The sequence below is a fragment of the Paracoccus seriniphilus genome (assembly GCF_028553745.1).
GTDB lineage: Bacteria > Pseudomonadota > Alphaproteobacteria > Rhodobacterales > Rhodobacteraceae > Paracoccus > Paracoccus seriniphilus.
The window spans coordinates 2216725-2228634 of sequence record NZ_CP067129.1; the positions used below are offsets into that span (position 1 = coordinate 2216725).

At 61.8% G+C, this 11910-nt stretch carries 12 protein-coding genes; 8 read left to right on the top strand and 4 right to left on the bottom strand.

Annotated elements, in window-relative coordinates; all coding sequences use genetic code 11:
• Positions 1 to 8 precede the first annotated feature (8 nt).
• The 3 genes from JHW44_RS10835 (at position 9) to JHW44_RS10845 (ending at position 3386) form a co-directional block, all read left to right on the top strand.
• Positions 9 to 1406 carry a helix-turn-helix domain-containing protein gene (locus tag JHW44_RS10835; RefSeq protein WP_089344475.1) on the top strand — a complete coding sequence of 466 codons (1398 nt, stop codon included), beginning with the start codon at positions 9 to 11 and terminating at the stop codon, positions 1404 to 1406.
• A 179-nt stretch (positions 1407 to 1585) separates the two neighbouring features.
• Positions 1586 to 2896 carry a DUF5930 domain-containing protein gene (locus JHW44_RS10840; RefSeq protein ID WP_473093030.1) on the top strand — a complete coding sequence of 437 codons (1311 nt, stop codon included), beginning with the start codon at positions 1586 to 1588 and terminating at the stop codon, positions 2894 to 2896.
• Positions 2886 to 3386, top strand: a complete 501-nt coding sequence (locus JHW44_RS10845) for a bactofilin family protein (protein WP_089344474.1) — start codon at positions 2886 to 2888, stop codon at positions 3384 to 3386. The genes JHW44_RS10840 and JHW44_RS10845 overlap by 11 nt, the downstream gene beginning before the upstream one ends.
• 166 nt (positions 3387 to 3552) lie before the next feature.
• Here JHW44_RS10845 and JHW44_RS10850 read toward each other — a convergent pair whose 3' ends face one another.
• The 4 genes from JHW44_RS10850 to JHW44_RS10865 all read right to left on the bottom strand — a co-directional run bounded on the left by JHW44_RS10850 (position 3553) and on the right by JHW44_RS10865 (position 6451).
• The gene (locus tag JHW44_RS10850; RefSeq protein WP_089344473.1) at positions 3553 to 4371 is read right to left on the bottom strand and encodes a DUF2189 domain-containing protein; all 819 of its coding nucleotides are present in this window, start codon (positions 4369 to 4371) and stop codon (positions 3553 to 3555) included.
• A gap of 76 nt (positions 4372 to 4447) precedes the next feature.
• Positions 4448 to 4939: a pantetheine-phosphate adenylyltransferase gene (gene coaD / locus JHW44_RS10855; protein ID WP_089344472.1), complete on the bottom strand. Its 492-nt coding sequence runs from the start codon at positions 4937 to 4939 to the stop codon at positions 4448 to 4450.
• A gap of 79 nt (positions 4940 to 5018) precedes the next feature.
• A complete protein-coding gene (locus JHW44_RS10860; protein ID WP_089344471.1) occupies positions 5019 to 5480 on the bottom strand; it encodes a CBS domain-containing protein in 462 nt (153 codons plus the stop codon).
• 59 nt (positions 5481 to 5539) lie between these two features.
• On the bottom strand, positions 5540 to 6451 hold the full coding sequence (locus tag JHW44_RS10865) for a LysR family transcriptional regulator (RefSeq protein ID WP_089344470.1): 912 nt from the start codon (positions 6449 to 6451) through the stop codon (positions 5540 to 5542).
• A 102-nt stretch (positions 6452 to 6553) separates the two neighbouring features.
• On the opposite strand from JHW44_RS10865, the gene JHW44_RS10870 reads away from it, so the two are divergent.
• The 5 genes from JHW44_RS10870 to JHW44_RS10890 all read left to right on the top strand — a co-directional run bounded on the left by JHW44_RS10870 (position 6554) and on the right by JHW44_RS10890 (position 11905).
• Positions 6554 to 8053 carry a CoA-acylating methylmalonate-semialdehyde dehydrogenase gene (locus JHW44_RS10870; RefSeq protein ID WP_089344593.1) on the top strand — a complete coding sequence of 500 codons (1500 nt, stop codon included), beginning with the start codon at positions 6554 to 6556 and terminating at the stop codon, positions 8051 to 8053.
• Between the two features lie 373 nt (positions 8054 to 8426).
• On the top strand, positions 8427 to 9572 hold the full coding sequence (locus JHW44_RS10875; RefSeq protein WP_089344468.1) for an acyl-CoA dehydrogenase family protein: 1146 nt from the start codon (positions 8427 to 8429) through the stop codon (positions 9570 to 9572).
• A 3-nt stretch (positions 9573 to 9575) separates the two neighbouring features.
• Entirely contained in the window at positions 9576 to 10583 is a 1008-nt protein-coding gene (locus JHW44_RS10880) for an enoyl-CoA hydratase/isomerase family protein (RefSeq protein ID WP_089344467.1), read from the top strand.
• The gene (mmsB, locus tag JHW44_RS10885; RefSeq protein WP_089344466.1) at positions 10580 to 11464 is read left to right on the top strand and encodes a 3-hydroxyisobutyrate dehydrogenase; all 885 of its coding nucleotides are present in this window, start codon (positions 10580 to 10582) and stop codon (positions 11462 to 11464) included. The genes JHW44_RS10880 and mmsB overlap by 4 nt, the downstream gene beginning before the upstream one ends.
• Before the next feature lie 117 nt (positions 11465 to 11581).
• Positions 11582 to 11905, top strand: coding sequence for a hypothetical protein (locus JHW44_RS10890; RefSeq protein WP_089344465.1), 324 nt, complete (start codon positions 11582 to 11584; stop codon positions 11903 to 11905).
• The last annotated feature ends 5 nt before the right edge of the window (positions 11906 to 11910 follow it).

Genomic DNA, 11910 nt, shown 5'->3' on the forward strand with positions numbered 1-11910 from the left:
AGGCAAGAATGGCCACCCAAAAGATTTACGCCGGCACGGCCCTGCGCGAAACCCGCGCCCGGGGCGGATTGACCCAGAAACGCTTTGCTGAACGGCTGGGGGTCTCTCTGCCCTATCTGTCGCAGATGGAGAACAATCATCGCCCCATCTCGGCCGGGGTTCTGCTGCGCCTTGCCCAGGAATTCGGCATAGATCTGACCACCCTGGCGGCGGGCGATGCCGAACGCATGGTGATCGACATGCAGGAGGCACTGGCCGATCCGCTGTTTGATACCACCCCGCCCCTTGCCGATCTTCGGCTAGCGGCCACCAATGCTCCGGTTCTGGCGCGGGCATTCCTGGATCTCTACCGGGCGCATCGGCAGGGCCAGGAACGCCTGGCCGCTCTGGACGAAGCCATCGGTGCCGCCGGACAGAATGCCTTGTCGACGCCCTGGGAGGAAGTGCGCGACTTCTTCCATTATTGCGACAACTATATTGACGCAGTGGACCGCGCGGCGGAACGTTTCGCCTGCCCTCAAGGCCAAAGGATAGACCTGTGGCAGGCAGCCGTCTCGGCCCTGGCTCAGAACAATATCACCGTGTCGCTGGTCGAACTGCCCGCGAATGCGGTCTTTCGCCGCGAAGGCAATGTCATCGCGGTCAATGCCTCGGCCGAGGCGGCGACGCGACTGTTCCAGCTGTTGCATCTGGTCGCGCTGGAACGTCAGTCGGACCTGCTTGAGGCAACGCTGGATCTGGCGCGTTTTCGCAATCCGACCGCGCGCGAGATCGCCCGGCTTGGCCTTGCGAATTACTTTGCCGGTGCCGCATTGATGCCCTATCGCGATTTTCTGGCTGCGGCCCAGACCGAGCGGCATGACCTTGAACGTCTGTCGCATCTGTTCAATGCATCCCTTGAACAGGTCGCGCACCGGCTGTCCACCCTGCAACGGCCCGGCGCCAAGGGCGTGCCGTTCTTCTTCGTGCGCGTTGATCAGGCCGGAACCATCACCAAGCGTCATTCTGCCACCCGGTTGCAGTTTGCCCGCTTTGGCGGTGCCTGTCCGCTGTGGAATGTCCATCGGGCCTTCGAACAACCGGGGCGCTTTCTGCGCCAGCTTGCCGAGACGCCGGATGGAGTCCGCTATTTGCTGCTGTCGCGCGAAGTCTCGAAACAGGCCGGGGTCTTCAATGCGCCGGTGCGCCGCTTCGCCATCGGCCTGGGCTGCGAAATCGCCCATGCCGAAGGCATGGTCTATGCCGACGGGCTGGATCTGAACCAGCCACAGGCCTTCGAGCCGATCGGCATTTCCTGTCGCATCTGTCCGCGGCCAGATTGCCACCAGAGATCGGTCCCCCCAATCGACCGCCCCCTGCGCATCCCGGCAGACCGCAGCGGGCCACTGCCCTATGAAATCACCTGATATTCTCGTGAATGGCCGAATTCTTCGGCGGAAATTCGCCGCTCGGGCGTGTATTCGCCCATTTCTCCGCCATGGCGGACCGGACGTGTTGCCATGAAGGCACGGCTCCTGTTTACCGCCATAGGACTGGAACCAGAGTGCCCCGGACTGAACAGGGGTGTGTCGCCGGGGGACATATCTTGTCACTGAACTTCGTGAACCGCCTGAACAGCTCGTTGGAACGCATCCTGCCCGAACAGCGCCTTTTCCTGCGCTCGGACGGGGCCACGCGTTTCGTCAGGCTGCGCCCGTTGACCCAATTGCTGGGGCTGGGCGGGGTAGTGGCAGTTCTGGGCTGGACCCTGATTGCCAGTTCCATCCTGGTCATCGACACGATCAGCTCCGGTTCTCACCGTGATCAGGCGCTGCGGGCACAGGATGCCTTCGAAGAACGTCTGGATGAGCTTTCGGCCGAACGCGACGCCCGCGCAGCCGAAGCAGTCGCGGCGCAGCAACGTTTTACCGTGGCCCTGGACCAGGTTTCGCAAATGCAGTCCAAGCTGCTGGCCATGGACGAGCGCCGCCGCGAGTTGGAAACCGGGCTTCAGGTGGTTCAGCAGACCTTGCGCGAAGCCATGAACGAACGCGATGACGCGCAGCGGCTTGCCGCGGCAGCTGGCGACAAGGATCCTTCCAGCAACCACGGCAGCGTCGATGACGAACTGTCGGTCACGCTGGACGTGCTGTCCGAAGAACTGCGCACGGCTGCGGCAGAGCGCGTCGAGGCCCTGCACGAGGCGGAAACGGCCCGCTCGACTCTTGCGGATGTCGAAGAGCAGCGGGATGAAATCATTGCCCGCAACGACGAAATCCTCAACCAGCTTGAAAACGCGGTCACCGTTTCGGTGAAACCGCTGGACAAGGTGTTCCGTTCCGTCGGCATGAACCCCGACGAAGTGCTGCGCACCATTCGCAGCGGGTTTTCTGGTCAAGGCGGCCCTCTGACCCCCCTGTCGCAATCCACACGTGGCAATGCTGCCCTGTCGAAGGAAGAAACCAAGGCGAAGCAGATCATCGTCACGCTGGACCAGATGAACACCTATCGCATCGCCATTGAGAAACTGCCTCTGGCCATGCCGGTCAAATCCAACTTTCGCTATTCATCGGGGTTTGGTCGCCGCTGGGGCCGGATGCATGAGGGCATCGACATGGCCGCTCCGGTGGGCACGCCGATCTATGCCACCGGCGATGGCGTGGTCACCTTTGCGGGCCGCCAGAACGGTTACGGCAACCTGATCAAGATCCAGCATGAACTGGGCGTGGAAACGCGTTTTGGTCACCTGTCGCGAATCCGCGTCAAGAAGGGGCAAAGGGTGTCGCAAGGCGATCTGATCGGTGATATGGGGAATACCGGACGCTCGACCGGTCCGCATCTGCATTACGAGGTACGGATGAAAGGTCGGGCAGTCGACCCGATGACCTTCATCAAGGCAGCTAGCAATGTTTTCTAAGACCCGCGTGACAGAGACCCGTTCACAACAATCCACCGCGACCTCCGCCCCCGAGACCTCGGCACCGGCGACCCCGGCCCCGGCCCCGGAACGGCCGACAGAATCGGCGCCTGCGGCATCTCGCATGCGCAACACGCCCTCGGTCCTGTCGTCGGATCTGAAGGTCAGCGGCAACATCAGCACGGATGGCGACATCCAGATTGAAGGCAATGTCGAAGGCGACATCCGCGCCCATCAGCTGGTCATTGGTGAAAGCGCCACGATCAAGGGCGAAATTGTCGGCGACGACGTGGTTGTCAACGGTCGTGTCATCGGACGCGTCCGCGGTCTGAAGGTTCGCCTGACGGCCACCGCACGCGTCGAAGGCGACATCATCCACAAGACGATCGCGATCGAATCCGGGGCCCATTTCGAAGGCTCGGTGCAACGGCAGGAAGATCCGCTTGCCAATGGTGGCACCAAGAAACTGGCAGCCCCCACCGCCAGCTGAGCAGGCCCATCCCATCCGCTTGCCAACGGCCCGCCATTTGCGGGCCGTTTCGCATTGTGCCCCCCTTGACGCCGCCGACCGGAAACAAGACCTGCCCAGCCGTGACCCCACGCCATCGCAGGAACCACAGACATCCCCTCTCTCCGGCAATGCAAACGATGGGATCTCAGTCCGGATCCGGCAGCAGGCGGCGGTACATGTGCCAGCTTGCATGACCCAGCACGGGCAGAACGACCAGCAGTCCCAGGAAATACGGGATGATCGCCAGGAACAGCAGTCCCGCAATCATGGCCGCCCAGACCAGCAACACCAATGGATTGGCCGTGACTGCCTGAACCGAGGTGATGATGGCGGTAATGAAATCGACCTCACGTTCCAGCAGGATCGGCAGACCGACCACGGTGAATGAAAACAGCACCGCGGCAAATCCCGCACCGATCACCGTTCCGACCAGCAGCATGACCAGCCCGCGCCCTTCGAAGATCAGTGCCGCAGAAGAGGTGATATTGGTCAGCGATGACACCCCCATGAACAGTGCAAACACCGTATGGGCCACGAAAACCCAGAACATGAACAGCAACAGCACCACCATTGCCATCGAAGGCACCTGCCGGTCCTTCTGCGCAAAGACCACGCGCAGCACCGACGGCCAGTCCAGTTGCTCTTCCATCTCGATCCGTCGGCTGACCTCGTAAAGGCCAATGGCCGCAAAAGGCGCGATCAAGGGAAAGCCAAGGACGAAGGGAATCAGCCACCAGTCCCGTCCCGCAGCAAAAGCCACCAGCGCCAGGACCAGTCCGCCCAGAACATAGAATGCACTGAAGAACAGGCCAAAGGCCGGCGCGCGGCGGAAATCACGCCATCCGGCCACCAGCACCGTACCCAGATCGGACATGGAGATATGGGCCGGTGGCGGCAGGATATCCGGCTGAAGAACGACGGGATCGACAGGCTGCGGCCTGTCATCCCCGGTCTCTGGGGTCATATCGGCTCTCCATATGGCGCAGAGTCACCCCAAAGGTTAGGCCGGATCGCAGAACCACGCAATAAAAAGCACAGCGTCAGCAAAAGCGGGCGTGCAGCGCCTGTTTGACCGGCTCGGTGACGAATTGCGAGACGTCACCGCCCAGCCGGGCAATTTCCTTGACCAGCTTCGAGGCAATCGCCTGTCGGCGCGCATCGGCCATCAGGAAGACCGTCTCGATACTGGAATCGAGGGCACGGTTCATGCCCACCATCTGGAATTCATATTCGAAATCGGCCACGGCCCGCAGCCCCCGCACGATCACCCCCGCGCCGACGTCGCGCGCGCAATCGATCAGCAGGTTTTCAAAGGGGTGAACAAGGATCTCCCCTCCGGTTCTTGCCGCGATCTTGTCGCATTCCGCGCGCACCATCTTGACCCGCTCGTCCAGGTCAAACAATGGCTTCTTGTCACGGTTGATCGCAACGCCGATCACCAGCCGGTCCACCAGAGCCATGGCGCGTTCGATGATATCGACATGCCCAAGCGTGATCGGGTCAAACGTGCCGGGGTAAAGGCCAATACGCATGGGCAGTCATCCTCGTCCTTGATCCCGACAGGAAAACCCGATTCCAGCCCTGAATGCAACGGCACCGCGAAAAACGCGCCTAGCTGCCCATGATCATCCCGGTCAGGGCCTCTTTCTCGGCCGACAGTTCCTTCAGCCGCCCGCTGACCGCATCCCCGATAGAGACCAGCCCCAGCATATGCCCGTTCTCATCGACCACCGGCATATGGCGAAACCGCCCTTCGGTCATGCGTTCCAGCACGGACATGGCATCATCGCCCGTCACGCAGGTCTGCACTTCGCGGGTCATCACCTCGTTGATCGTGGTTGAAAGCACCTCGGGCCCCTTCAGGCCAAGCTGCTTCACGATGTCCCGCTCGGAAAGGATCCCGGCCGGGGTCTTGCCGTCTTCGGAGACCACGATGGCACCAATACGCTGTTCGCACAGCACCCTGGCAGCCTCGGCTAAGGTCGCATCGGGACGGATCGTGACAATCGTCGCTGCCGCAATCCCCGGCTTGCCGGATGTTTCCTTCATGGATAGCAACTGTTTGACCAGCATCGACCTGTACTCCCTTCAGCGTAGTATCAGGTTTATCCTTTTCCCCTATTCGTCCCGCGTCAAGTGTCTCGCGTCATGCCTGCCCGCACCAGGCCCTCCAGACGCGCTGTCTCTGCCCGCAGATTATGGGTCAGGGCCTCGGCCAGCAGGTTCATTCGACGTGACCCGCGATCATCCGCATGGCGCAGCAGCCAGAAGCTGCGCTTGAGCGCGATTCGATCCGGCAGGATGACCTGCAGATCAGGGGCGAAGGGAATGGCAAAGTCATGAACGATGCCCAGCCCCGCCGCCGCGCGGATCGCCTGCATCTGCACCGAGACCGAATTCGAGGTGATCTGGGCAGTCTGAACCCCGGTTTCGGACAGATAGTCCAGCTCGCGATCAAAGATCATGTCGGGAATATAGCCGACCATCCGGTGACGGCGAAGATCCGGCAGATCGCGAATGTCCGGATGGCGTTGAAGATAGTCGCGATGGGCGGCCAGATGCAGGTGATAGTCGGTCAGCCGCTGCACGGTCAGCCGCCCCGTATCGGGGGGCGAGACGGCAATGGCCATATCGGCCTCGCGCTTGGACAGGTTCACCACACGGGGCAAGGCAACGATCTGCACCTCGAGCCCCGGATGCGCCTCGCACAGCTTATGGGCGACCTGCGGCAACAGGTAGTTCGCACAGCCGTCAGGCGCACCGATCCGCAGGACGCCGCTGATACCCGCCTCTTGCCGGGTGGCTTCATTGGCGGCCTTGGCCGCCTTTTCGGCCGCCTCGGCCGGCGCAACCAGCCGACCGCCTTCCGCCGTCAGCCTGTAGCCTTGCGGAGTCTTGGCAAACAGCGTCGCCCCGATGTCATGTTCCAGCCGCGCAATGCGCCGCCCCACGGTCGAGGCATCCATGGCAAGGCGCCGCCCTGCCCCGGAAAGGCTTTCCGACCTCGCCACAGCCAGAAAAATGCGAAGATCATCCCAATCCACAGCGTCATCCTTTGCAAAAACGCAAAACGTTTTTGTTAACATGCCTCTTTTACCGGCATTTCCGCAAGGCTATCCTTTCGCCAATGCGATATGGAGGATGCAATGAAAGAGATCCATCACTGGGTTGACGGCAAGGAATACAAGGGCACTTCGGGACGTTTCTCGGATGTCTACAACCCTGCCACCGGCGAAGTGCAGGCCAAGGTCAGCCTGGCCACCAAGGCCGAGCTTGATGCCGCCGTCGAAAGCGCCGCCCGCGCTCAGGTCAAATGGGGTGCCACCAACCCGCAGCGACGCGCACGCGTCATGATGGAATTCGTCCGTCTAATCAATCGCGACATGGACAAGCTGGCCGAGGCGCTGTCCTCGGAACATGGCAAGACCTTCCCCGATGCCAAGGGCGACGTGCAGCGCGGTCTGGAAGTGATCGAATTCTGCATTGGCGCACCGCATCTGCTGAAAGGTGAATATACCGACAACGCCGGGACCGGCATCGACATGTATTCGATGCGTCAGCCCCTGGGTGTCGTTGCAGGCATCACGCCCTTCAACTTCCCGGCCATGATCCCGCTGTGGAAAATGGGTCCGGCGCTGGCTGCCGGCAACGCGATGATCCTGAAACCCTCGGAACGCGACCCCTCGGTGCCGCTGATGCTGGCGCAACTGCTGCAGGAAGCCGGCCTTCCCGACGGCGTGCTGCAGGTCATCAATGGCGACAAGGACAGTGTCGACGCCATTCTGGACAGCGAGATCATCCAGGCCGTGGGCTTTGTCGGCTCGACCCCGATCGCGCAATATATCTATGAACGCGCAGCGGCGACGGGCAAACGTGCCCAGTGCTTCGGCGGTGCGAAGAACCACATGATCATCATGCCCGATGCCGATATGGATCAGGCAGCAGATGCGCTGGTGGGTGCCGGTTTCGGCGCTGCGGGCGAACGTTGCATGGCGATTTCGGTTGCGGTTCCCGTGGGCGAGAAAACCGCCGATGCGCTGATCGAAAAGCTGATCCCGCGGATCGAAAAGCTGAAAGTCGGCCCCTATACCGCTGGCGATGATGTCGATTACGGCCCCGTGGTCACCAAGGCTGCCAAGGAAAACATCCTGCGTCTGGTGCAGACAGGCATCGATCAGGGTGCGGAACTTGTCGTGGATGGTCGTGACTTCAGCCTGCAGGGCTATGAAGAAGGCTTCTTCGTCGGTCCGCATCTGTTCGACCGCGTCACCCCCGACATGGACATCTACAAGACCGAGATCTTCGGTCCGGTCCTGTCGACTGTCCGCGCCGGCAGCTATGAAGAAGCGATCAAACTGGCCATGGACCATGAATATGGCAATGGCACCGCGATCTTTACCCGCGATGGCGATGCCGCGCGCGATTTCGCCAGCCGCATCAATATCGGCATGGTCGGGGTGAACGTTCCGATCCCGGTTCCGCTGGCCTATCACACCTTTGGTGGCTGGAAAAAATCGGGCTTTGGCGACCTGAACCAGCATGGTCCCGATGCGTTCCGCTTCTATACACGGACCAAGACAGTCACCGCCCGCTGGCCCTCGGGCATCAAGGACGGTGGCGAGTTCAACTTCAAGGCCATGGACTAAACCCTGGCTCACAAGCCTATGCGCTCGGACGATCCGGGGATATCCCGGGTCGTCACAAGACGACGATCAAGGGACGCGCGTCTTCGATTCGCGTCCCGGTCTCGGCGGATCAGAAAGGGCAGGATCGTGACCGCACAGCCCATGTTCATTCCCAGGGCCGCCGTCAATCGGCAGCTTGCCGATCTGTCCGCCGGACATTCGGCCCTTGCGAAACTCCGATCGGCTGCCCCTGACGCCTGCACTCTTTCGATACATCCGCGCGGTGCCGTCTTGCCGCCTGCCGGGCATGATCAAGGGCCACTTGCAGAAACGGATATCAACGCCGACAATTAAACAATCGTTTAATTCATGAGAGGATGGGGGGAGACATCAGATGGATTTCGCGCTCAGTGAAGAGCAGCAGGCAATCTTTGACATGGCCAGGGATTTTGGCCAGTCCCGCATTGCCCCACACGCCCGCGAATGGGAAGCGCAGGGCACCATCCCGCGCAGCCTCTGGACAGAAACCGCACAGCTGGGATTTGGCGGGCTGTATGTGCGCGAGGAAAACGGCGGATCTGGCCTGTCGCGACTGGATGCGACGCTGGTCTTCGAAGCACTGTCGATGGCCTGCCCTTCCGTTGCCTCATTCCTTTCGATCCACAATATGTGCGCCGGAATGGTCGACAAGTTCGGCAGCGATGAAGCCCGCGCGACCTGGCTTCCCGGCCTGTGCAGCATGGAAAAGCTGGCCAGCTATTGCCTGACCGAACCGGGCAGCGGATCGGACGCGGCCGCGCTGCGCACCCGTGCCGAGGCCAGCGATCAGGGTTACAAGCTGAATGGCGTCAAGGCCTTCATCTCGGGCGGCAGCTATTCGGATCTCTATGTCGTGATGGTGCGCACCGGTGCCGAGGGCCCCAGGGGCATCAGCACCGTGCTTGTCGAAACCGGAACCGAGGGCCTGTCCTTTGGCGGGCTTGAAGACAAGATGGGCTGGCGCGCGCAACCCACCGCACAGGTCCAGTTCGACGACTGCATGATCCCGGCAAGCAATCTGCTGGGCGAAGAAGGCAAGGGCTTCAGCTATGCCATGGCCGGTCTCGATGGCGGACGCCTGAATATCGCTGCCAGTGCCCTGGGTGGCGCTCAGGCTGCCTTGGACCAGACGCTGACCTATATGGGCGAACGCAAGGCCTTTGGAAAATCCCTCGACCAGTTCCAGGCGCTGCAATTCCGGCTGGCCGAGATGGAAACCGCCCTGCAATCGGCGCGGATATTCCTGCGTCAGGCAGCATGGAAACTGGATCAAGGCGCGCCGGATGCCTCGAAATTCTGCGCCATGGCCAAGCTTTATGTCACGGATCGCGCATTCGATGTGGCAAACCAATGCCTGCAGCTGCATGGCGGCTATGGCTATCTGGCCGATTACGGGATCGAGAAGATCGTGCGCGACCTGCGCGTTCACCAGATTCTGGAAGGCACGAATGAAATCATGCGGCTGATCATTGGTCGCAGCCTATTGGCAGAACGGGGGTAACGCGTGCAAGATCTGAACATCCGCATCTCGGGCAAGGCCGGGCGCATCACCTTTACCCGTCCCAAGGCGCTGAATGCGCTCAGCCACGACATGGCGCTGGAAATACAGGCGGCGCTGGACGCATGGTGCGACGATCCGGCAGTCAGCCTTGTGGTGATCGATGCCGAGGGCGACCGGGCGTTCTGCGCCGGAGGCGATATCGCCGCGGTCTATCGCGCCGGAATATCCGGTGATCACAGTGTCGGACGGGCCTTCTTTCGCGACGAATACCTGCTGAATGCCACGATCGCAGAGTATCCCAAGCCCATCGTCGCCTTCATGCAGGGTTTCATCATGGGCGGCGGCGTCGGCATCGGCGGCCATGCACAACAGCGCATCGTTGGCGACAGCAGCCAGATTGCCATGCCTGAATCCGGAATCGGCCTGATTCCCGATGTCGGTGGGACATGGCTTCTGGCCCATGCACCCGGACGAATTGGCGAATATCTGGCGCTGACCGGCGGACGCATGGGGGCCGGGGACGCCATTCATGCCGGCTTTGCCGATGTCTATCTGCCCGAGGCAAGATGGCCGGAACTGATCCGGACACTGGAACAGACCGGAGATTTCAACCGGATCAAGGGCGAAACCCCGCCCGAATCGCCGCTGGCAACCCGCGATCTGTCGCCCTTTGGCCAGCCCGATCTCAAGTCGATCACTGCGGCTCTGGAAGAGGCGGGCGATGAATCCTCGCTCAAAGCCATCCGGCGCAACTCGCCGCTGTCCATGGCGGCGGGGCTGCGCATGGTGCGCGAGGCGCGACGTGACCCCAGCATTCGCGAATCATTGGCGCGCGAATTCCGCTTTACCTATCGCGCCACCGAATTCGCGGATTTCCTGGAAGGCGTGCGCGCCCAGATCATCGACAAGGACCGCAACCCGAACTGGCAGGCCGATCCGTCCCCCGAGAATCTGGACAGGATGCTGGCGCCCCTGGGAGAGCATGAAATGAAATGGGAGACAGGAAAATGAAGATCGGATTTATCGGGCTTGGCAATATGGGCGCCCCCATGGCCGCCAACCTGGCCAAGGCAGGCCATGAGGTCGCAGGATTCGATACCGCCGCCCCCGCGCCCGATGGCGTTCGGGCCGTCGATAGCGCCGCCGGGGCCGCAGCAGATGCCGATGTCGTCATCTCGATGCTGCCCAACGGCCAGATCCTGCGGGCCGTGGCCGATCAGGTGATCCCGGCGATGCGCGAAGGTGCGGTGTTCTGCGATTGCTCGACCGTCGATGTTGCCAGCGCGCGCACGGTGGCCGAACAGGCGTTGGCTGCGGGCTTGGGCGCGCTGGATGCGCCGGTGTCAGGCGGCATTGGCGGCGCACAGGCCGGAACCCTGACCTTCATGGTCGGCGGGCGGCAGCAGGATTTCGATATCGTCGCGCCGCTGCTGGACATCATGGGCCAGAAAGCCGTGCTCTGCGGCGAGGCCGGTGCCGGACAATCCGCAAAGATCTGCAACAACATGATCCTTGGCGTCACCATGCTGGCCACCTGCGAAGCCTTTGCGCTGGCCGACAAGCTGGGCCTGGACCGCCAGAAGATGTTCGACGTGGTCTCGACCAGTTCGGGGGCCAGCTGGTCGATCAACAGCTATTGCCCGGCACCCGGTGTGGGACCGCAATCCCCGGCAGACAATGATTACAAGCCGGGGTTCGCGGCGGAACTGATGCTGAAGGATCTGCGTCTGGCCCAGGCCGCGGCCGAGGATGTGGATGCCGACACCCCGATGGGTGCCCTGGCCACCGAGCAATACAAGACCTTTGTCGAGGATGAAGACGGCAATGGTCGCGATTTCTCGGCCATGCTGCCCCGATTCGCGGCGCGCAGCCGTCACTCTGGCGAAAGCTGAACCCTCGACCCTTGATTGCCGGACCCCATCACCACAAGGTGATGGGGTTGCCTGGCTGATCGGGGAACCTGAAGCACAAATTCCTTGTTCGGTTCCCGACTGAAAAGGAATCTCATCATGCGACTGCACATTCTGGCGCTGGTGGCTTCACCGGGCTTGATGCTGGCTCTGTCCTCCATGCCGATGACGGCACAAGACATGTCGCAGCAGAATGGCTTTCTGGCACAGCATTCTTCTGCTGCGCCCGCCGCCGCGCTTCGAGTCGGCGAAACCGTGGATATGGACAGCATCGATCTGGTCCAGCGCCCCGGACGCTATGGGCTGGGCACACCGCCTACGGGCAGCGTATTCGCTCTTGCAGGGAACCAGCTGATGCGCATCGACCCCGACAGCGGAAAGATCCAGTCGATCCTGCGCGACGTGGTCAGACTGACCGACTAGCGCCG

Excerpts from the sequence above, each read along its gene's own strand:
- JHW44_RS10835 (WP_089344475.1), top strand. The coding sequence starts at position 9 with ATGGCCACCCAAAAGATTTACGCCGGCACGGCCCTGCGCGAAACCCGC.
- JHW44_RS10845 (WP_089344474.1), top strand. The coding sequence starts at position 2,886 with ATGTTTTCTAAGACCCGCGTGACAGAGACCCGTTCACAACAATCCACC.
- JHW44_RS10850 (WP_089344473.1), bottom strand. The coding sequence starts at position 4,371 with ATGACCCCAGAGACCGGGGATGACAGGCCGCAGCCTGTCGATCCCGTC.
- coaD (WP_089344472.1), bottom strand. The coding sequence starts at position 4,939 with ATGCGTATTGGCCTTTACCCCGGCACGTTTGACCCGATCACGCTTGGG.
- JHW44_RS10860 (WP_089344471.1), bottom strand. The coding sequence starts at position 5,480 with ATGCTGGTCAAACAGTTGCTATCCATGAAGGAAACATCCGGCAAGCCG.
- JHW44_RS10870 (WP_089344593.1), top strand. The coding sequence starts at position 6,554 with ATGAAAGAGATCCATCACTGGGTTGACGGCAAGGAATACAAGGGCACT.
- JHW44_RS10875 (WP_089344468.1), top strand. The coding sequence starts at position 8,427 with ATGGATTTCGCGCTCAGTGAAGAGCAGCAGGCAATCTTTGACATGGCC.
- mmsB (WP_089344466.1), top strand. The coding sequence starts at position 10,580 with ATGAAGATCGGATTTATCGGGCTTGGCAATATGGGCGCCCCCATGGCC.
- JHW44_RS10890 (WP_089344465.1), top strand. The coding sequence starts at position 11,582 with ATGCGACTGCACATTCTGGCGCTGGTGGCTTCACCGGGCTTGATGCTG.